General features: G+C 56.9%; 20 protein-coding genes, 8 tRNA genes and 1 rRNA gene. 25 read left to right on the plus strand and 4 right to left on the minus strand.

The genetic code is table 11. The features are described 5' to 3' along the window. The 9 genes from O9H85_RS15960 to O9H85_RS16000 all read left to right on the plus strand — a co-directional run. A 23S ribosomal RNA gene (locus O9H85_RS15960) occupies window positions 1-215 on the plus strand; the annotation flags it as partial. A gap of 152 nt (window positions 216-367) precedes the next feature. Next, window positions 368-455, plus strand: a tRNA-Ser gene (locus tag O9H85_RS15965). Between the two features lie 127 nt (window positions 456-582). Continuing rightward, a tRNA-Met gene (locus O9H85_RS15970) sits at window positions 583-659 on the plus strand. A gap of 19 nt (window positions 660-678) precedes the next feature. Next, window positions 679-754: transfer RNA gene (locus O9H85_RS15975), tRNA-Val, on the plus strand. A gap of 6 nt (window positions 755-760) precedes the next feature. Then, a tRNA-Thr gene (locus O9H85_RS15980) sits at window positions 761-836 on the plus strand. Between the two features lie 14 nt (window positions 837-850). Beyond that, window positions 851-927, plus strand: a tRNA-Asp gene (locus O9H85_RS15985). Between the two features lie 58 nt (window positions 928-985). After that, a tRNA-Phe gene (locus O9H85_RS15990) sits at window positions 986-1,061 on the plus strand. Window positions 1,062-1,070: 9 nt separating this feature from the next. After that, a tRNA-Tyr gene (locus tag O9H85_RS15995) sits at window positions 1,071-1,155 on the plus strand. Window positions 1,156-1,164: 9 nt separating this feature from the next. Further along, window positions 1,165-1,240, plus strand: a tRNA-Lys gene (locus O9H85_RS16000). 102 nt (window positions 1,241-1,342) lie between these two features. Here the strand turns inward: O9H85_RS16000 and O9H85_RS16005 are convergent. The 4 genes from O9H85_RS16005 to O9H85_RS16020 form a co-directional block, all read right to left on the minus strand. Next, a complete protein-coding gene (locus tag O9H85_RS16005; RefSeq protein ID WP_269882422.1) occupies window positions 1,343-1,651 on the minus strand; it encodes an MTH1187 family thiamine-binding protein in 309 nt (102 codons plus the stop codon). 173 nt (window positions 1,652-1,824) lie between these two features. Then, window positions 1,825-2,430, minus strand: a complete 606-nt coding sequence (locus O9H85_RS16010; protein WP_269882423.1) for a gluconate 2-dehydrogenase subunit 3 family protein — start codon at window positions 2,428-2,430, stop codon at window positions 1,825-1,827. Then, window positions 2,427-2,828 carry a hypothetical protein gene (locus O9H85_RS16015; RefSeq protein WP_333474209.1) on the minus strand — a complete coding sequence of 134 codons (402 nt, stop codon included), beginning with the start codon at window positions 2,826-2,828 and terminating at the stop codon, window positions 2,427-2,429. The genes O9H85_RS16010 and O9H85_RS16015 overlap by 4 nt, the downstream gene beginning before the upstream one ends. A 13-nt stretch (window positions 2,829-2,841) precedes the next feature. Next, window positions 2,842-4,098 carry a nickel-dependent lactate racemase family protein gene (locus O9H85_RS16020; RefSeq protein ID WP_269882672.1) on the minus strand — a complete coding sequence of 419 codons (1,257 nt, stop codon included), beginning with the start codon at window positions 4,096-4,098 and terminating at the stop codon, window positions 2,842-2,844. A gap of 179 nt (window positions 4,099-4,277) precedes the next feature. On the opposite strand from O9H85_RS16020, the gene O9H85_RS16025 reads away from it, so the two are divergent. The 16 genes from O9H85_RS16025 (at window position 4,278) to hisIE (ending at window position 18,590) form a co-directional block, all read left to right on the plus strand. Then, complete coding sequence (locus O9H85_RS16025) at window positions 4,278-5,399, plus strand: PucR family transcriptional regulator (protein ID WP_269882424.1); 1,122 nt, start codon at window positions 4,278-4,280, stop codon at window positions 5,397-5,399. A 91-nt stretch (window positions 5,400-5,490) separates the two neighbouring features. Further along, entirely contained in the window at window positions 5,491-6,615 is a 1,125-nt protein-coding gene (locus O9H85_RS16030; protein ID WP_269882425.1) for an ABC transporter ATP-binding protein, read from the plus strand. 362 nt (window positions 6,616-6,977) lie between these two features. Next, the gene (locus O9H85_RS16035; protein WP_269882426.1) at window positions 6,978-7,757 is read left to right on the plus strand and encodes an AIM24 family protein; all 780 of its coding nucleotides are present in this window, start codon (window positions 6,978-6,980) and stop codon (window positions 7,755-7,757) included. An 82-nt stretch (window positions 7,758-7,839) separates the two neighbouring features. Continuing rightward, window positions 7,840-8,223: a winged helix-turn-helix transcriptional regulator gene (locus O9H85_RS16040; protein ID WP_269882427.1), complete on the plus strand. Its 384-nt coding sequence runs from the start codon at window positions 7,840-7,842 to the stop codon at window positions 8,221-8,223. Between the two features lie 69 nt (window positions 8,224-8,292). Next, window positions 8,293-9,234, plus strand: coding sequence for an HPr(Ser) kinase/phosphatase (gene hprK, locus O9H85_RS16045; protein ID WP_269882428.1), 942 nt, complete (start codon window positions 8,293-8,295; stop codon window positions 9,232-9,234). A gap of 42 nt (window positions 9,235-9,276) precedes the next feature. Next, a complete protein-coding gene (gene lgt, locus O9H85_RS16050; RefSeq protein ID WP_269882429.1) occupies window positions 9,277-10,389 on the plus strand; it encodes a prolipoprotein diacylglyceryl transferase in 1,113 nt (370 codons plus the stop codon). A 4-nt stretch (window positions 10,390-10,393) separates the two neighbouring features. Further along, entirely contained in the window at window positions 10,394-11,032 is a 639-nt protein-coding gene (gene ppaX, locus O9H85_RS16055) for a pyrophosphatase PpaX (protein WP_269882430.1), read from the plus strand. 10 nt (window positions 11,033-11,042) lie between these two features. After that, window positions 11,043-11,609: an acyltransferase gene (locus O9H85_RS16060; protein ID WP_269882431.1), complete on the plus strand. Its 567-nt coding sequence runs from the start codon at window positions 11,043-11,045 to the stop codon at window positions 11,607-11,609. A gap of 265 nt (window positions 11,610-11,874) precedes the next feature. Further along, complete coding sequence (locus O9H85_RS16065) at window positions 11,875-13,077, plus strand: ATP phosphoribosyltransferase regulatory subunit (protein WP_269882432.1); 1,203 nt, start codon at window positions 11,875-11,877, stop codon at window positions 13,075-13,077. A gap of 15 nt (window positions 13,078-13,092) precedes the next feature. After that, entirely contained in the window at window positions 13,093-13,743 is a 651-nt protein-coding gene (hisG, locus tag O9H85_RS16070; RefSeq protein WP_269882433.1) for an ATP phosphoribosyltransferase, read from the plus strand. Between the two features lie 41 nt (window positions 13,744-13,784). Beyond that, entirely contained in the window at window positions 13,785-15,074 is a 1,290-nt protein-coding gene (gene hisD, locus O9H85_RS16075) for a histidinol dehydrogenase (RefSeq protein ID WP_269882434.1), read from the plus strand. Then, window positions 15,061-15,675: an imidazoleglycerol-phosphate dehydratase HisB gene (gene hisB, locus O9H85_RS16080; protein ID WP_269882435.1), complete on the plus strand. Its 615-nt coding sequence runs from the start codon at window positions 15,061-15,063 to the stop codon at window positions 15,673-15,675. The genes hisD and hisB overlap by 14 nt, the downstream gene beginning before the upstream one ends. A gap of 3 nt (window positions 15,676-15,678) precedes the next feature. After that, complete coding sequence (hisH, locus tag O9H85_RS16085; RefSeq protein WP_269882436.1) at window positions 15,679-16,302, plus strand: imidazole glycerol phosphate synthase subunit HisH; 624 nt, start codon at window positions 15,679-15,681, stop codon at window positions 16,300-16,302. 32 nt (window positions 16,303-16,334) lie between these two features. After that, the gene (hisA, locus tag O9H85_RS16090; protein WP_269882437.1) at window positions 16,335-17,063 is read left to right on the plus strand and encodes a 1-(5-phosphoribosyl)-5-[(5-phosphoribosylamino)methylideneamino]imidazole-4-carboxamide isomerase; all 729 of its coding nucleotides are present in this window, start codon (window positions 16,335-16,337) and stop codon (window positions 17,061-17,063) included. Between the two features lie 61 nt (window positions 17,064-17,124). Continuing rightward, entirely contained in the window at window positions 17,125-17,883 is a 759-nt protein-coding gene (gene hisF / locus O9H85_RS16095) for an imidazole glycerol phosphate synthase subunit HisF (protein WP_269882438.1), read from the plus strand. Further along, window positions 17,880-18,590, plus strand: a complete 711-nt coding sequence (gene hisIE / locus O9H85_RS16100) for a bifunctional phosphoribosyl-AMP cyclohydrolase/phosphoribosyl-ATP diphosphatase HisIE (RefSeq protein ID WP_409348153.1) — start codon at window positions 17,880-17,882, stop codon at window positions 18,588-18,590. The genes hisF and hisIE overlap by 4 nt, the downstream gene beginning before the upstream one ends. Window positions 18,591-18,758: the final 168 nt, after the last annotated feature.

The raw sequence follows: 18,758 nt of genomic DNA on the forward strand, positions 1-18,758 counted from the left end.
GTACCGCTGGTGTACCAGTTGTTCCGCCAGGAGCACGGCTGGATAGCCAAGTACGGACGGGATAAGCGCTGAAAGCATCTAAGCGTGAAGCCCCCCTCAAGATGAGATTTCCCAGTAAGTAAGACCCCTTGTAGACGACGAGGTAGATAGGTTCGGGGTGGAAGCGCGGCAACGTGTGGAGCTGACGAATACTAATCGGTCGAGGGCTTATCCTAAATATACCCCACAAAGTGAAGAAGAAGCTGACGAAGCGGATTCCGATTACTTTGCGGGGGCCCCGGTAAAGCAAAAAGCAAGCAAGATTACCTCAGCGAAAGTACAATGTTTCGATCCAGTTTTCAGGGTGCAATACCTGAATGCATAGCTTGGAGAGATACCCAAGTGGCTCAAGGGGACCCTCTGCTAAGGGGTTAGACTGCGTAAGTGGTGCGAGGGTTCGAATCCCTCTCTCTCCGTTGTAATACTTTCATCGTAAGGGATGAGAACCGAAGGTTCGTCGGAGCATAGCTTCGTTAGGACAACATCGCAGTCTCATCAAGGATTGATGAGTATCCCTCTCTCTCCGTTGTAATTCTTTAATGTGGCGGCGTAGCTCAGCTGGCTAGAGCGTACGGTTCATACCCGTAAGGTCGGGGGTTCGATCCCCTCTGCCGCTACCATTTATACCTTGATCATTATGGAGGCTTAGCTCAGCTGGGAGAGCATCTGCCTTACAAGCAGAGGGTCGGCGGTTCGATCCCGTCAGCCTCCACCATCATATGCCGTTGTAGCTCAATTGGTAGAGCAACTGACTTGTAATCAGTAGGTTGGGGGTTCAAGTCCTCTCGACGGCACCAGTTTCATAATGTGTGGAGCCGTGGTGTAGAGGCCTAACATGCCTGCCTGTCACGCAGGAGACCGCGGGTTCGAATCCCGTCGGCTCCGCCATTAAACATCCTGCAAGGGATGTGCAAAGCAAGATCACAGGACAAGCTATACTACATATGGCTCGGTAGCTCAGTCGGTAGAGCAGAGGACTGAAAATCCTCGTGTCGGCGGTTCGATTCCGTCCCGAGCCACCATAGTTTCTCGGAGGCTTAGCGAAGTGGCCAAACGCAGCAGACTGTAAATCTGTTCTCATTGAGTTCGGTGGTTCGAATCCATCAGCCTCCACCATTTACTTATGAGCCATTAGCTCAGTTGGTAGAGCACCTGACTTTTAATCAGGGTGTCGTAGGTTCGAGTCCTACATGGCTCACCATTTAGGTGAGTACATAGACCTCAATCGAAGGTCTTTTTTTATTTTGGAATGGGGCACCGGAACACGGTTCTACCCAAAAAAGGGATAGCCAGCATCGCTGGGCTATCCCTTTAGTTTTTCCTGCACCGAGCGAAGTTTTTGCTCCATGGAGGCGGCTTTGTCGCGGCGGTCGTCGATTTTGATGGAGGTGGATACCCGATGGGCGCCATGAATAAACGGCACTTCGTGGAGACGGCGCACGACGTTCATCAGATCCTCCAAATCGCCTTCGATGATCGTGCTCATGGACGTCATCTCGAAGCGGATCGGCTCCTCGGCCGATTCCAGCATACGGTGTAAATCGGCGACGTAGGCGCTGAGGCTGGTAGTTGCGGTTCCGATGGGGATGACGGTCACTTCTATAATTGCCATTAGAGTCTCTCCTCTTGGTACAATTAGACATTGAACTATCTCTATTGTACACTATTCATTCCGCAGCTTACAGTTCATCGACGGGAAGCCAAGGCCATCATGGTGTTGGTAGGGTTCCCCGCCTGAAGTCATACATAGGCTGGCATCCCATATAAGCAGAAGTACTTCGTCGATTAAGTATTACCCCTGCGGTCTTCCTCCCTTGCCTCCCATGGATCTAGCTGCTTCATCCGAACATACCCTCTTGGGTAAGCAGGCCCTCCATAGCCGATCTCCGACCAGACCTTTGGGTGGGAGTAGCAGCCTTCCACCGCAAGCGTCAGAAGCTTCTGGAAAAAGACGGCCTGGGGCACCCCCTCCCAAGGCTCGTAAGGAACGCTTTCACCGATGCTGATATCGGAGAGGAGCTGCTTCTTGCGGTCATCGTCCAAATGAAAGTAACGGTTCGTGTACATGGCCTGGCAAGCGGCGTCCAGCGCACGGAGTCCGCGGCGTACAAGCTCAGCCTGAGGAGGGACTCCGGGCTTGCGCTCGCTTTCCTGGCCGCCGCACAGCTTGTGATCGATATGGTCCAGCACGAACTGGATGATTTCGGGACGATGCTCGTCGAGCAGCTGGCAGCAGCAGGCTCTTAGCGTTCCCGTTTCCACCTCGGTCAGAAAGCGATGGCTGCCTGATGTATGAAGCCTGCTGAGAACAATGCTGCGCGTGTGCTCGTCCCAAGCCGATTGCTCGTCGGTTACATCGTAAGAGGGATAGCGGGTGGCTGTCTTCTTCACAAGGTCACCTCCAGTAATAGGCGATCGAGCCTGGCGCGAAAAGCACTGCGAACTTGCAAGAGAGAACGACCGGCGGTCCGGTAAGGAAAATTCCTCGACGTAAAGCCCTCTACCCGCATGCCCACTCCATGAACATGATAATACATGCCTGTCCCGCCTTTCAGAACGCCGGCACACATCAGCACAAGGAAGAACGTGAACAAGCCTTCGGAACGGTTAAAGGCCAGGACCAAGGCGGTGATACAGAAGACGGGTATCGAAACGACCGGGGCCCACATCGCTTCATGATGAAAGTTCTGGCGGTAATGAGACAGCGTCACCTGCAACCCGATCGCGAGGAAAGCGATGCCGAGGGAAAGGATCAAGACGCGTTCCAAGGGCCGCTCCAGCCACTGCATGGCCGCACCTCCTTCAAACGGATGAGAGCATCGGAAACGTTAATGCGCCGTACGGCATAACAGCAACGGACAGCGACTTACGTTCGGTCAAAGCGGTTACGGTTTCCTGAAGCCGCTCAACCGGCCGGAAGCCCAGAAGCTCCACCAAGGCAGGGGGGATGGAAGAATACAGCCAAACGTTGTGCCGGGATAGAATTTCATCGGCATGGAGAATTTTGTGCGCGCCTAGAACGAACTGCTTCTTCAGCTGTGCTGCAGCTTCTTCGCGCTTATGCATCGTCTCCACCCAAAACTGGAATATTCCGTTCCCGAACAGCTCGCCGCATTCCGCTGCCATAAGCAGCGTCCCTCCCGGTCTGGCAAAGCCGGATGCATTGCGCAGCGATTTCAAGGATTGATAGAGCTGGCAATCCTTCGGCGTCCCTCCGGGCGCAATCACTACCAGGTCGTACTTACGCTCTGCGGGAATCAGAAAATGACGGACCGCCAAGTCGGTTCCCTTACGATGGGCCTCCTGAATGTCTCCGGCCACCGCTTCCAGCACCTGCCTGCGATGGTTGACCACCACATTCAACATATAGTCGATCGAAATGAACCGCAGTGCTTCTTCCAGATCGCGGTGGACCGGATTGTCCGCCTTCCCGGGCTCAGTCGTATATTCGAGCGATAAGCTGTGATTCCGCTCGATGCAGGCGTGAGAGGCTACACCCGGAATCAAAGCTTTTACCCCGCCAGATATGCCGACCAGATTGTGCGGCTCAATGTTGCCGGTTGCGATGCGCAGGGGTGCTTCGGCTACCAGCCGGTTGATTTCCACAGGAGTTCCTCTGGAGGTCGTTCCGATACGGACGCAATGCTCCGTGAGCGGGGAATGATTATGTACGCGTACCCGGCGAAAAATATCCGGCCCCGTCAACGCTTCGAGCTCCGTCTCCGTATGCTTGCGATGGAGGCCTAAGGCGACCACCACATCCACCCGGTCATCGGCGATTCCTGCGCCGTTAAGCTCCCGGAGAAGCTCCCGCAGCAGCAGCGGACTCGGACACAGACGGGTTCCGTCACTGATGAGAATGACGGCCTGATCCTTCCCCTTAGCAAGCTCCATTAACCGGGGCGTACCGATCGGCCGGTCCAGCGCCTCGCGAATGCGTCTCGCGGATTCGACTTCCGGGACGGTGTGGCTGGCGCCGGGATACTCTAGCAGATCGCAATCAAGGCCGGATGGCCAATCGAAGGAGACCGACGAGCGGCCGTAAGGTAAAGTAACGATAAGCGTGTTCCCCCATAAATCGCGTTAATTTTTGATCCGACAGATAGTTCCAGTATTTCCATCAAGAGCGGTTTTATCCCGCAGAAGGATCGGCTTCAGCACCGGGGTTCTCCCCTAGGGGAGTTCATTATGTTACAATAGCAATAAACTAACACTAGACATAAAAGGTTGGGAGCCGGATGGACTGGGAACTCGTTAGGCAGCAGCTGGAAAGCATTTGGAATCGGAAAGTGACGATAAGCCGCCGACCTTGGGAGGAATGGAGCCGTGCCGCGGCGAAGCGAGGCAGCGGAGCCGTAACCGCCGTTCTTCCCAAGAGCGCGGTGCTGAAAGGCTCGACGGAATTTTTGATAGGCAAGGATGGCTCTGAGGCTACGGTGCTGACGATCGATTCGGACGGGCTCTCGGATGCCGAACGCCAATTGGTGGAGCTGATGCTGGATTCTGGCAAGACGCAGGAGAAGAAGGCCGGGGGGGCCGTCAGCGAAGAAGAGCGCAAGGCGGGGCTGGCGTGCGATTGGCTTCGTCAGCAGCAGGAGCTTGGACTTACGCATGCGGAAATGCCGGATTCGCTCGTTTCCCAGCTGTCTCTGTACTCAATCAAAATTCCGCTGCTTCTCTACGGGGACTCCACCACCTCGAGGCGCGTGCAGTACAGCGAGCTGAAGAAGCTGCTGGAATCGTTTTTTGACGCGGAAATCACATTGATTCCATTGACGGACAAGGAATGGGTCATCCTGGCCCCGGAGAAAATATTGTCGATGGGCTCCGGCGACGAGCGCGACAGCGAAGAAGGCGAGAGCCTGGAGGATCAGCTCGCGGCCGTTGGCTACGGGCTTCACGAAATGCTGGAGAACGAATGGGTCGGGGAGTGCCACCTGGCGGTCCATTATCCGATGATGCCGGGCAAGTCGCTGTATGCCGCGGTGCAGCAGCTGAAGGAAACGATCCTGCTGGGCCGGACGTATCATGTTGGAAGCAATATGCATTTGCCCTGGATGCTGCAGCTGGAGAAGCTGATTCATCTGATTCCCGAGAGCGAGAAGGCCGGATTCCTGGAGCGGGTGCTCAAACGGCTGGACGTGGCGCTGGATGCGGAGATGCTGACGACGCTGGACCAGTTCTTCCAGCTGGACTGCAACGTCAGCGAAACCGCCAAGAAGCTGTACATCCACCGCAACACGCTGTTGTACCGATTGGACAAGTTCAAGCAGGAGACGGAGCTGGACGTTCGGACCTTCAACGATGCCGTTTTAGTAAAGATTGCCATGCTATTGTACAAAGTAACGAAAAGGAAGTAATTTTTTTGTGAAGATTGTGCATAGTCAGCCCGCCCCCCTTAAGGTAAGATGGAATTAATAACACGATACTTTCTCGTAGGGGGAATTAATCATGGCAGGTGTACGCTTAAACCACATCGTTAAAAAATATCCGGGTAACGAAGAAGCAACGGTAAAAGATTTTCACCTCGATATCAAGGATAAAGAGTTCCTCGTTCTGGTAGGCGCTTCCGGTTGCGGCAAATCTACAACGCTTCGTATGATTGCAGGCCTTGAAGAAATTTCCGAGGGCGAACTCTACATCGGCGACCGCCTGGTCAACGACGTAGCACCGAAAGACCGCGACATCGCCATGGTATTCCAATCTTACGCGTTGTATCCTCACATGAACGTATATCAAAACATGGCTTTCGGTCTGAAGCTCCGAAAGTTCAAGAAAGCCGACATCGAAGCTCGCGTTCGCGAAGCTGCGAAGATTCTCGACATCGAGCATCTGCTGGACCGCAAGCCGAAGGCGCTCTCCGGCGGTCAGCGTCAGCGCGTCGCTCTGGGCCGTGCGATTGTCCGCGAACCGCAAGTGTTCCTGATGGACGAACCGCTCTCCAACTTGGACGCGAAGCTCCGCGTACAAATGCGCGCCGAGATCAGCAAGCTGCACAAGCGTCTGGAAACGACCGTTATCTACGTAACGCATGACCAGACGGAAGCTATGACCATGGGCGACCGTATTGTCGTTATGGATAAAGGCATCATTCAACAAGCCGCTACGCCGGAAGAAATCTATAACCATCCGACGAACATGTTCGTAGCCGGCTTTATCGGATCCCCTTCGATGAACTTCATCACCGGCGGATTCGCAGAGCAAAGCGGAAGCTTGTACTTCAAGGCTCCCGGCCTGAATGTGGAAGTGCCGGAAGGCAAAGCGAAGCTGCTTCGCGAGAAAGGCTATGCAGGCAAAGAGGTTGTTATCGGCATTCGTCCGGAAGATTTCCACGAAGAAGCGATCTTCATGGAAGCTTCTCCTAACACGGTCGTGAACGCACACATCGAGGTTGCCGAGAACCTGGGTCACGAAATGTTCCTGTACCTGAACGGTCTGGGCACGCAAAGCGTCGTGGCTCGCGTAGACGGCCGCGCCGGCGTGAAGGAAGGCACGAACGTGAAGCTTGCCATCGACATGAACAAAGTTCATTTCTTTGATAAAGAAACGACGCTTTCCATCCTCTTGAACGCATAATCGATTTTTCTTGAATAAGACAAAGGTCAGTCCTGTGGGGCTGGCCTTTTTTAGTTGATAAGACTTTATAAGTTTTCGTAACTTACAGCCTCACATCAACCTTGATAAACGCGCTGGTCCTTGTAAGACAAGAACGGCGTAGCCGTTTATCCTGGAGTATTTAAGAAAAGAGGTCCGGCTGCTGTGCGGGAAATGGGCCGCCCGCCGTCCAAATGCGTTGGCTTGGAGTGAAAGATCGGGTAAAATAAAGGTAAATGTCGAATGACGGGGGTGGAGACGGATATGAAGAACACGAAGCGTAATAAAAGGCATAAGCCGCGCATTCCGGCGGGACGGGCCCTATTGGCAGCAGCGCTCGTCTTATGGATCATTCCGGTCTCCACCGCCGAAGCGGTGGGATCGGGCCAAAGCCTTGTACGAGCTTCCGGGTTAAGTGGACGGAATCAAGAAGCAATTTGACGCTTCCAAACAGCAGCTGGAGCTTGGCTGCGCTGGAGCTGGAGGAGGGCGAGGCGGTCCATGTGCTTCATCCGAACCAGATCGTGGCGTTTCGAGGGGCCTCCTCCCAGCGTGAGGATTCTCTGATGAAGCTGTCGGGCATGTACCGGAAGAAGCGGATGATTCAATCGTGTATTCGGGGAAAGTCCCGGTTCCTGCTTGGTTTGCCGGACGGCTACATCCTCACCGCAGTGAACATCGCGGCGGAGGATGATCTGCTGTTTGAATTCCGGCATGTGTTGTTTTATACGGAGGGAATGAAATTCCGGACCCATATCCAGACGGTCGCCAAAGCATTAATGACGCGGGATTTGGTGAGAATGCGCTTTGAAGGACCCGGAACCTTGGGTCTGCTAACCTCGGGGCCGCTGTACGAATTGGCCCTTCATCCGACCGAACCGCTCTTTGTGGATACGGCATGTCTTGTGGCTTACCCCCGGCAATCGCAGATCAGGCCTTGCGTATATGGAAATACGCTGGCGAGCCAGCATATGAATTATCAATGGGAGCTGACTGGCCAAGGATCGGTGCTCATACAGCCGTGTAAGCCGGATAAGACACTGGACGATCAAATGCAGAGCAACGGGCTGATACGCAGAGTGCTGCGCGAGCTGCTTCCATTCGGCGGCGTGTTCATTAAGTAGCTGCGCGGCGGACAGGACCCTCGTATAAGTTGATAATGAATCGGCCCCGGAGCAGGCCGATCGGGAAGAGGTGATAAGGACCATGAGAGAATCCCATGAATGTTCGATGTCGCAGGCCGTTCAATTATTGAGCAAACGCTGGACGATTTTTCTGCTGGATAAGCTGCTCGAGGGACCTCAAAGGTTCTCGGGAATGGAAGGCTGTCTTGCCATAAGCGGGCGGCTCCTGTCGGAGCGGTTAAAGGAGCTGGAGGCGGAGGGCTTGGTTCAACGGAACATTTATCCGGAAACCCCCGTGCGGGTAGAATATGTGTTGACCGAGAAGGGTCGCGCGTTCAAGCCGGTGCTGGATGAAATCCGCAACTGGTCGTTGAACTGGGGCGAGCCGCGGGATATGGGCTGCGGCGGGGCCGAAGGGAAGAATCTCCCCGGCTGCGGCGAATCCGGTCCGGCCTGCGAGCCGTAAGGGAAAGGTTGCTTTCCCGGACTAATTTTTATACGATGAAAGTATTGGGATATAAAGGAGATCGGTTACATGCCGAAAAAGGTAAAGGTATCGGATTTGGTGAAGGAGTTTCATCTGGAGGTCATCTGCGGAGATGAAGGGCTGAAGCGGCAAATAACGGTCGCCGACCTGTACCGTCCGGGTCTGGAGATGGCCGGTTATTTCGAGTTTCATCCGCGGGAGCGGGTGCAAATTCTCGGCAGAACCGAGCTGACGTTCATCGACGGACTGCCTTCCGAGGATCGTACGGAACGGATGAACCAATTGTGCATGTCGGAGGAAACGCCCTGCATCATCATTAGCCGGGGACTGGAGGCTCCGATCGAGCTCCTTGCGGCAGCCAACCAGAAGCAGGTGCCTGTGCTGCGCACGTCAATCGCGACAACGATTCTTCAGAGCCGGCTGACCGGCTTCCTGGAGAACCGGCTGGCGCCGTCGACGACGATTCATGGCGTACTGGTCGATGTATACGGGATCGGAATGCTTATCTCGGGAAGCAGCGGGATCGGGAAGAGCGAAACGGCTCTCGAGCTGGTGAAACGGAGCCACCGGCTCATTGCGGACGATGCGGTGGAGATTCGCCAGACGGCCGATCACCAGCTGATCGGGAACGCACCGGAGCTGATCCGTCACCTGCTCGAAATCCGCGGGATCGGCATTATCAATGTAATGACCTTGTTCGGAGCGGGCGCCGTACGGAACAACAAAAAAATTTCCGTCGTGGTTAAGCTCGAAACCTGGCAGCAGGATAAGCAGTATGACCGCCTCGGGCTCGATGAGGAAACGACGCGCATCATCGAAACGGATGTTCCCCTGGTAACGATTCCGGTGCGGCCGGGCCGGAACCTGGCGGTCATCATTGAAGTGGCTGCGATGAACTACCGTCTGAAACGGATGGGGTATAACGCTGCGCTGCAGTTTACGAATAAATTGACGGAGTCGCTGTCCGAGGATATGGACGACTACGAATAAGACCGCAACGCTTTCTACATTAATGAGAAAAGGGGTACCGGCATGTTTCTGGCAATCAACCCGATCGCTTTCTCCATTGGCGCGCTGAGCGTCCATTGGTACGGCATTATTCTTGGCACAGCCGCGCTCGTCGGACTGCTGCTGGCGGTTCAAGAAGGGAAGCGGTTCGGGATCGTTCCCGATTTTTTCATGGATTTGGTGCTGATTGGCGTACCCTCAGCCATTGTCGGAGCGCGGATTTATTATGTCGCTTTTAAATGGGAAGATTATAAGGATAATCTGGGGGAGATTATTGCCGTATGGCACGGCGGGATCGCGATCTACGGCGCGCTCATCGGCGCGATCATTGCGGCCGTCATCTATGTGCGGCGCAAGGGCTATCCGTTCTGGCGCATCGCGGATATTTGCGCGCCGGGTCTGATTGTCGGACAAGCCATCGGGCGCTGGGGCAATTTCATGAACCAGGAAGCGCACGGAGAACCCGTATCCGAAACGTTCCTTCGGCATTCGCTGCATTTGCCGGACTGGATCGTGAACCAGATGCTGATCGAAGGGAAATATTATCATCCGACCTTCCTGTATGAGTCGCTGTGGAACATTGCAGGCCTGATCCTGCTCTTCATTCTGCGCAGAAGGCCGTTCCTGAGGGCGGGCGAGCTGTTCATCAGCTACTTCGTCTGGTACTCGATCGGCCGTTTCTTCGTTGAAGGCCTGCGCACGGACAGCTTGGATTTCACGGGCCCGGCCTGGCTTGCTTCCTTAATGAACGGGCTGTGGTCGCCGATGCGGGCGTTCGGCTTCGAGCCCGGAACGATGACTTATGGCGGGAATGTGCGGATTTCGCAGCTGCTGGCAGTACTTATCATAATCGCGGCGATCGTTCTGATCGCGGTGCGCAGAAGAACGGGCGCGGCCGACGTGAAATATTCCGATCCGATCGTGCCGGCGGGCAAGGCGGGGGAGGCGGCCGACTTATCTGCGCATACGCAAGATGAGGCTGAGACAGCGCCGCAGGCCTCGATGCCCGAAGCACACGCGGAAGCCAAGGATAAGATGGAGCGGGATATGGCGGATAAGCAAGAGACAGAACAAGAGAGAGAGCAAGAGCGGAAACCGGATGGAAAGCCTGACGAATACGGCACCAAGAAGGAGTAGGAGCATGATAGAGACCATACTGTTCGACCTTGACGGTACGATACTCGATACCAATGAATTGATCATCCAATCGTTTCTGCACACGTTCGAGGGGATCACGGCGGAGCCGCTCACCCGCGAGATTCTGATACCGAATATGGGGCGTCCGCTCATTGACCAAATGAGGCATTTCTCCGGACGGCAGGATGTGGACGACCTGATTGCGAAATACCGAGCTTACAATGTGCAGCGGCATGACGAGTTTGTGGTGGAGTTTCCTTTTGTGAAGGAAACGCTGACGAAGCTGCATGAAGCAGGGGTCAAGCTGGGCGTCGTGACGAGCAAGGTGAGGCTGACTACGGAGATGGGACTCAAGCTGTGCGGTATCTTTGAGCTGTTCGGCACCATCGTAACAGTTGAGGATGTCGTCCAGCCGAAGCCGCATCAGGAGGGCATCGAACGGGCCTTGAAGGAGCTTGGCGGGGATAAAGCTTCGGCCATCATGGTAGGCGACAGCCACTACGATATTGAAGCGGCCCATAATGCCGGCGTGATCTCGGTTGCCGTGGCCTGGTCGCTGAAAGGCACCGTGTATTTGAAAAAGTATAACCCGAATTACATCATTGATGATATTCGTGAAATTTTGCCGATCGCAGGCGCCTGAGGGGATTAGTTTGAGAAAAACCGACCGGTTTCCGGTAGAGGGACCTAACGCATTGTGGCAGGTGTACAAAACGGTCAGCCCTTGGAAGGCCGTGCGCAATTTTATATGGATTCAAATCTCCAGGTATGCCCCCTCTTTGCCCTTCAAGCGATGGATTTATCGCCATGCGCTTGGGATGAAGGTGGGAGAGCATGCCTCTTTCGCATTGATGGTCATGGTGGATGTGTTTTTCCCGGAGCGGATCGAGGTAGGGGATAATACGATTATCGGGTATAACTCGACGATCCTGACGCATGAGTATTTGATCAAAGAATACCGGATCGGAACGGTGCGCATCGGCTCGCACGTGATGATTGGAGCGAATACGACGATCCTGCCGGGTGTAACTATTGGGGACCATGCTATCGTCGGGGCCGGCTCGGTCGTGCATAAGGATGTCGCGCCGTACAGCTTCGTGGCGGGCAATCCGCTGAGGGTGATCCGCGAAGATGTGCGGGAGGATGCTGCGGGGGTTCCGGGTGAAGCGGATTCAATTGATGCGCAGGCCATGACAAGGAGAGCGGGGGGCCAAGGATAAGCGGAGGCGGCCAGGCTTGAAGCGGGTCTCTCCGCCAAAGCGTTAAAGAGGGCGGAGAGGCTGCGAAAAATGAACGGAAGGCTTCGAAAAATCGATGGATTGCGAGGACGTAAGCGGCACCATTTTGCTGCAGGAATTCATTGACGATTCGGAGGTTCCGTGGTAAAATAACGATTAAATTCTTTACTTTGGTAGTATGGTAGCATATTAGCGAACTAAAGCGAATGAGCTGAAACGAATAAATATAGATAGCAGGGTGAAGCCGGTGTCCAAACCGAAGGTGTTTGAAAAGCCGACAGGCGTCAAGGATTATCTCCCCGAGGCGGCCGCGCAACTGCGCAGCATCGAGTGGAAGGTTATGCAGTGCATGGAGCGATGGGGCTACCGCGAGATCATTACGCCGACGCTCGAATATTACGACACGGTCGGCGTGGCGAGCTCCACGGAAGACAAGAAGCTGTTCAAGCTGCTGGACCGCAACGGGACGACGCTGGTGATGCGTTCCGATATGACAGCGCCGATCGCGCGCGTCGTCGCTTCTCTGCTGAAGGAGCAGGCGTTCCCGCTGCGGCTCTCATATCACGCCAATGTGTTTCGGGCGTTTGAAGCGGAGGCGGGCCGGGACGCGGAGTTTTTCCAGAGCGGAGTCGAGCTTGTCGGCGACGCTTCCTCCGAATCGGATGCGGAAGTGATTGCTCTGGCCGTGGCCTGCTTGCAGGCGGCCGGCGTTAAGGAGTTCAAGATAGCCCTTGGCCATGTGGGATTCCTGAACGGATTATTCCAGGAGACACTCACGGGCCGCAGGGACGACCAGACGCTCCTGAAGGAATGCCTCTTGAACCGCGATTATGTCGGTTACCGCGAGGCAATCAAGAAGCTCGGCTTATCGCCTGAGCTCGAGCAGGAGCTCGAAGGCATTCTTAGGCTGCGCGGCGGCGAAGAGATTTGCAGCCAGGCGCGGAAGGTGACGCAGGATCCGCTCGCACAGCAGTCGATCGAGCATTTGTGCGAGATCTGGGATGTGCTGAAGGCTTATGGGGTCAGCGAGCAAGTGTTGATCGATTTGACGATGATCGGGGACTTTTCCTATTATACGGGCATGACCTTCGAGGGGTATGCGGCGGATTTGGGCTTCCCGGTATGCAGCGGCGGCCGCTACGACAACCTGCTCTCGCAGTTCGGGCGTCCGGCGCCGGCCACCGGGTTCGCGCTCAAGACGAACCGGATTCTCGAGGTCACCGGCAAAGGCCGGGCGGAAACGCAGGACCGGGTACTGGTCGTCTACACGCCCGGGAAGCGGGCGGAGGCGCTGAAGCATGCCTCGGAGCTGCGGGGACGTGAAGGCTCGGCAACGGCGGTCGAGACGCGGCTGATCGGTCCGGAGGGCTTGGCGGCGGAACGCCAGGCGGACGAAACCGTCACCGTACGAGGAGCAGTCTATCGGGAACTCGTCGAGTTTGCCGATTAAAGGAGCGGGATGAGGATGCAGGATATATTAAAGGTAGCCATGCCTAAAGGGCGTATCTATAAACAAGCCTCCAAGCTGTTCCGCGAAGCGGGACTGACGATCCCGGAGGAGATGGACGACTCGCGGAAGCTGATTATTCCCGTGCCGGAAGCCCGGATGGAATTCATTATGGCGAAGCCGGTCGACGTGCCCACTTACGTGGAGTATGGCGTGGCGGATATCGGCGTGGTGGGCAAGGACGTGCTGATGGAGGAAAACCGCGACGTTTACGAGCTGCTCGACCTCGGTATCGCCCGCTGCCGTATGTCGGTGATCGGCCTGCCGGATTGGAAGCCGGTGCTGAATCCAAGGGTGGCGACGAAGTATCCGAATGTCGCATCGCAATATTTCCGCGAGCAGGGGCAGCAGGTGGAGGTTATCAAGCTGAACGGCTCCATCGAGCTTGCTCCGTTGATCGGCTTGGCGGACCGCATCGTCGATATGGTGGAAACCGGAGGAACGATCCGCGAGAACGGGCTGATGGAGCATGAGCAAATCTTTCAAATTACGAGCCGGCTGATTGCCAATCGGGTGAGCTACCGGATGAAGAACGATGCGATTCAAGCGCTGTGCGACCGGCTGCAGCCGGTCATTGCGGCAAAGGCTCCGGCAGCGGGCGGGGTTTAAGGAAGTTTTGAAGTTCGGAAGCTAAGGAGGTCGGCGTTGAGATGAAAATAGTGCCAGCATCAGAATTTGCTTTGAAGAGGGAAGTGGAATACGGCTCGGCGGAGCAGAACGATCGCGTGAAGCGCATCATCGAAGAGGTGCGCCAAGAAGGCGACGCCGCGCTTCGGCGGCTCGCGGAGCAGCTCGACGGCGTCCGCGTGGGCGAGCTGCGCGTGACGGAAGCGGAGATCGAGGCCGCGTACCGCGAGGTGGACGAGAGCTTCCTCGCCGCGATCCGCGAGGCGGCGGTCAACGTGCGGCGCTTCCACGAGAAGCAGATGCGCACGTCCTGGATGGATCTGCAGGCCGACGGCAGCATCCTGGGCCAAGTGATCCGGCCGCTTCGCCGGGTCGGACTGTATGTGCCGGGCGGGAAGGCCGCTTATCCGTCTTCCGTGCTGATGAACGCGATCCCCGCACAGGTGGCCGGAGTGCCCGAGATCGTGATGGTCACGCCACCGGCGACGGCGGGCGTGGAGGGGATTAACCCGCACATCCTCGTGGCGGCGGCGGAAGCGGGCGTGCGGGAGATTTACCGGGTCGGGGGAGCGCAAGCGATAGCGGCGCTCGCCTACGGCACGGAGTCGATCGCGCCCGCGGACAAGATCGTAGGGCCGGGCAACATCTATGTCGCCCTGGCCAAGCGGTATGTGTTCGGCGCGGTAGACATCGACAGCATCGCGGGCCCGAGCGAGATTGTCGTGCTGGCGGACGATTCGGCCGACGCGGGCTACATTGCGGCCGACCTGCTGTCGCAGGCGGAGCATGACGAGATGGCCTCCGCGATTCTCATCACGCCGTCGGCGGAGCTGGCCGAAGCGGTTCGTTTGGAAGTGGACCGGCAGTTGGCTCTGTTGCCGCGGCGGAAGATCGCGGAGAAGTCGATCCGAGATTACGGCGCGATTCTGACGGTCGCAAGCCTCGCGGAGGGTGTCGACGCGGTGAACCGGCTGGCGCCTGAGCATCTTGAAATTCTGGTGCGGGAGCCGTTCCAATATTTGAGCGCGATCGAGAATGCGGGCGCGATCTTCCTCGGACCGTACAGCTCGGAGCCGGTTGGGGATTATTTTGCGGGACCGAACCACGTGCTGCCGACCAACGGTACGGCGCGCTTCTCGTCGCCGCTGAACGTGGACGATTTCATCAAGAAATCGAGCGTGATTTACTATAGCAAGGAAGCGCTGCTTCGCGACGGGGAGAAGATCATGACGCTCGCCCGCCACGAAGGTCTGGAGGCGCATGCAAGAGCGATTCAAATTCGGTTGGAGAAGGAAGGGAATGCCCGTGGCTGAACAGGAGCTGCAACGAGAGCGCCGCGCCGAAATCGCGCGCCGTACGAATGAAACGGATATAAAGCTGAGCTTTAACGTCGATGGGGAAGGCAAGTCGGAGATCGAGACGGATGTGCCGTTCTTGAACCATATGCTGGATTTGTTCACCAAGCACGGCCAGTTCGATCTGAAGGTAGACGCCAAGGGTGACGTGGAGATCGACGATCATCATACGACCGAGGATATCGGCATTTGTCTCGGCCAGACGCTGAGGGAAGCGCTGGGTGATAAGCGCGGGATCAAGCGATATGCGAACGTATTCGTGCCGATGGACGAAGCGCTGGCCCAAGTGGCGATCGACATCAGCAACCGTCCGCACCTGGAGTACCGGGCGCAATATCCGTCCGCTACGGTCGGCAGCTTCACGACGGAGCTCGTTCATGAGTTCCTGTGGAAATTCGCGCTGGAAGCACGCATCACGCTGCATGTGATCGTCCATTACGGCCAGAATACCCACCATATGGTGGAAGCCGTGTTCAAGGCGCTCGGGCGGGCGCTGGACGAAGCGACGAGCATCGATCCCCGGGTGAAAGGCGTGCCCTCCACGAAAGGGGTCTTGTAAGCGATGATCGCGATTATCGATTACGGCATGGGCAACCTGCACAGCGTCAGCTCGGCCGTCGAGCGTCTCGGCTATGCGTACAAGATCATTACGGACGAGCGCGAGCTGCTTGAGGCGGACGGCGCGGTTCTGCCCGGCGTCGGCGCGTTCGGCGATGCGATGGAGAACCTGCGTGAGACGAAGCTGGATGAAGCGGTGAAGCGATTTGCGGGGAGCGGCAAGCCGCTGCTCGGCATTTGCCTCGGTATGCAGCTGCTTTTCACCAGCAGCGAGGAGCACGGGCGGCACGAAGGGCTCGGCCTGCTGCCCGGGCGGGTCGTCCGGTTCCAGGGCGATTACAAGGTGCCGCATATGGGCTGGAACCGGCTCGACTTCCGCCAGCCCAGCCTGCTGTTCCGCGATCTGGAAGAGGGGCACGTGTACTTCGTGCATTCCTATCATTCGCTGCCTGAGCAGACGTCTGACCTGCTGGCGACAACCGATTACTTTGGACCGGTGACGGCGATCGTAGGCCGGAACAACGTATACGGCATGCAGTTTCACCCGGAGAAAAGCGGCAGCGTCGGCATGCGGCTGCTTGGGAATTTCTTGGCGATGTGCGGCGGGCCGGGAGCGGCTGCGCAGTAACTTTTTGGGTTTAGTTGAGAGGAGCTTAACGAATGTCTTCATTTATCGTTTATCCCGCGATCGACATCCGCGGCGGCAAATGCGTACGGCTGGTTCAAGGCGATTACAACCAAGAGACCGTGTATAACGAGAGCCCGCTCGAGGTGGCGAAAGCCTGGGAAGCGCAAGGGGCGAAATGGATTCACCTGGTGGATCTCGACGGCGCCAAGGCCGGTTATCCGGTCAATGACAAGCTGATCGGCGAGATCGCGCAGGCCGTGAACGTTCCGGTTCAGGTCGGAGGCGGCATCCGCACGGAGCAGGACGTTGATCATCTGCTGTCGCTTGGCGTGTCCCGCATCATTCTCGGAACGGCGGCGATCGAGAACCGAGAGTTTGTGAACAAGGTGCTGGCGAAGCACGGCGAGAAGGTCGCGATCGGCATCGATGCTCGAAACGGCTATGTCGCGACGCGCGGCTGGCTGGAGACGTCCGAGGTGAAGGCCGAGGACCTAGCGAAGGAGCTGGCGGCGCAGGGCGCGAAGACGTTTATTTTCACCGACATCTCCCGCGACGGGATGATGGGCGGACCGAACGTGGAAGCGATCTTAAACCTGGCGAAGGTATCCGGTCAAACGGTCATCGCCTCGGGCGGCGTGAGCCAGTACTCCGATTTGCAGAAGCTGGCGGAGCATGCGCTGTCGGGTGTGGGCGGCGCAATCGTCGGCAAGGCGCTCTATACCGGCAGCATCAAGCTGGAGGAAGCGCTGAGCCTTGTATAAGGGAAGCGGGACAGCCGGGGAGCCGGTTGTCTTTTTTCCGAAATGGAGGAGGTAGGAACATATGCTGGCCAAACGGATTATTCCTTGTCTTGACGTCAAGGACGGGCGTGTCGTCAAGGGAGTCAATTTCGTGAATTTGCGGGACGCCGGTGATCCGGTCGAGCTGGCCGCCATCTATGACCGCGAAGGGGCGGACGAGCTCGTGTTTCTCGACATCTCGGCCTCCTATGAAGGACGGGCGACGATGGTAGAGGTCGTGAAGCAGACGGCGGGCCAAATTACGATCCCGTTCACGGTCGGAGGCGGCATTGCCAGCGTGGACGACATGAAGCGCCTGCTGCGGGCGGGCGCGGACAAGATCGGGATCAACACCGCGGCCGTCAAAAATCCTCAGCTTGTCGCAGACGGCGCGCGCCGCTTCGGGTCGCAGTGCATCGTCGTGGCGATCGACGCGCGGTTTAACCCGCAGTGGGGCGAGTGGGAAGTATTCACCCACGGCGGACGGAATGCTACGGGCATCCGCGCGCTCGAATGGGCGAAGCGCATGGAAGAGATGGGCGCTGGCGAGCTGCTGTTGACGAGCATGGATGCGGACGGGACGAAGGACGGCTTCGATCTGCCGCTCACCCGCGCCGTTTCGGAGTCCGTGCGGATCCCGGTCATCGCTTCGGGCGGCGCCGGGAAGAAGGAGCACTTCTACGACGTGTTTGCGGAAGGGAAAGCGGACGCGGGGCTGGCGGCCACCATTTTTCACTATAAGGAAATCACCATCGAAGAAGTCAAAAACGAGCTGAGGGGCAAAGGAGTGGAAGTCCGGTGAGTGAACAAGTTCAGCAAGCGGGCGTAACGGTAGAAAGCTTGGAGGCGCTGCTGAGGGCAGTCAAGTGGGATGCGCAAGGCCTGGTGCCTGCCGTCGTGCAGGATGCGTCCAGCAAAGAAGTACTGATGATGGCGTACATGAACGAAGAGTCGCTGAAGCTGACGGTGGAATCGGGCGAAACCTGGTACTGGAGCCGCTCGCGCAGCGAGCTGTGGCATAAAGGCGCGACCTCGGGTCATATTCAAAAGGTGCGCAGCCTGCGCTACGATTGCGACGGCGACACGCTGCTCGTGCTCGTCGACCAGACCGGTCCGGCGTGCCATACGGGGCAATACAGCTGCTTCCACAATGAAGTAAAAGCCGGAGCCCTCGCCGGAGGGGAGGCTGCAGCGGTTACCGTTGCGGGCCAAGCCGACCGCTTCGCGATGCTCTCGAAGCTCGAGTCCGTCATCGCTCAGCGCGACGCCGAACGCCCGGAAGGCGCCTATACGACCTATCTCTTCGAGAAGGGCGTAGACAAGATCCTCAAAAAAGTCGGCGAAGAAACGGCCGAAGTCATCATCGCCGCAAAGAACAAGGACAACGACGAGCTCCGCTGCGAGGCGAGCGACCTGATCTTCCATCTCATGGTCCTCCTCCGCGAGCGCAAGCTCCCGCTCGACGACGTGCTCGGCGAGCTCGACAAACGCCATAATACTAAAAAATAAAAAACAGGCGTTGTTATTTAACCTGTCGGATTTCCGTCGTAGTTGGAGGACAAAACAAGTGCCGTAGGAGGCGGATGCCGTTCGCATTTGAAAAAAGGTTTCACCTACTGAACCATTTCAATGAAGAAACCTTTTTTCTAAAGCGACCGCAGGTATTTGTTTTGTTCG

The organism is Paenibacillus gyeongsangnamensis, from assembly GCF_027533625.1.
Taxonomy (GTDB): domain Bacteria; phylum Bacillota; class Bacilli; order Paenibacillales; family NBRC-103111; genus Paenibacillus_G; species Paenibacillus_G gyeongsangnamensis.

Bases quoted from the DNA above. Each gene is read 5' to 3' on its own strand.
- hisD (WP_269882434.1), top strand. From the start codon at position 13,785: ATGAAAATAGTGCCAGCATCAGAATTTGCTTTGAAGAGGGAAGTGGAA.
- hisF (WP_269882438.1), top strand. From the start codon at position 17,125: ATGCTGGCCAAACGGATTATTCCTTGTCTTGACGTCAAGGACGGGCGT.
- hisH (WP_269882436.1), top strand. From the start codon at position 15,679: ATGATCGCGATTATCGATTACGGCATGGGCAACCTGCACAGCGTCAGC.
- hisG (WP_269882433.1), top strand. From the start codon at position 13,093: ATGCAGGATATATTAAAGGTAGCCATGCCTAAAGGGCGTATCTATAAA.
- O9H85_RS16030 (WP_269882425.1), top strand. From the start codon at position 5,491: ATGGCAGGTGTACGCTTAAACCACATCGTTAAAAAATATCCGGGTAAC.
- O9H85_RS16035 (WP_269882426.1), top strand. From the start codon at position 6,978: ATGGATCATTCCGGTCTCCACCGCCGAAGCGGTGGGATCGGGCCAAAG.
- O9H85_RS16005 (WP_269882422.1), bottom strand. From the start codon at position 1,651: ATGGCAATTATAGAAGTGACCGTCATCCCCATCGGAACCGCAACTACC.
- hisA (WP_269882437.1), top strand. From the start codon at position 16,335: ATGTCTTCATTTATCGTTTATCCCGCGATCGACATCCGCGGCGGCAAA.
- hisB (WP_269882435.1), top strand. From the start codon at position 15,061: ATGCCCGTGGCTGAACAGGAGCTGCAACGAGAGCGCCGCGCCGAAATC.
- hprK (WP_269882428.1), top strand. From the start codon at position 8,293: ATGCCGAAAAAGGTAAAGGTATCGGATTTGGTGAAGGAGTTTCATCTG.
- lgt (WP_269882429.1), top strand. From the start codon at position 9,277: ATGTTTCTGGCAATCAACCCGATCGCTTTCTCCATTGGCGCGCTGAGC.
- ppaX (WP_269882430.1), top strand. From the start codon at position 10,394: ATGATAGAGACCATACTGTTCGACCTTGACGGTACGATACTCGATACC.
- O9H85_RS16015 (WP_333474209.1), bottom strand. From the start codon at position 2,828: ATGCAGTGGCTGGAGCGGCCCTTGGAACGCGTCTTGATCCTTTCCCTC.
- O9H85_RS16025 (WP_269882424.1), top strand. From the start codon at position 4,278: ATGGACTGGGAACTCGTTAGGCAGCAGCTGGAAAGCATTTGGAATCGG.
- O9H85_RS16040 (WP_269882427.1), top strand. From the start codon at position 7,840: ATGAGAGAATCCCATGAATGTTCGATGTCGCAGGCCGTTCAATTATTG.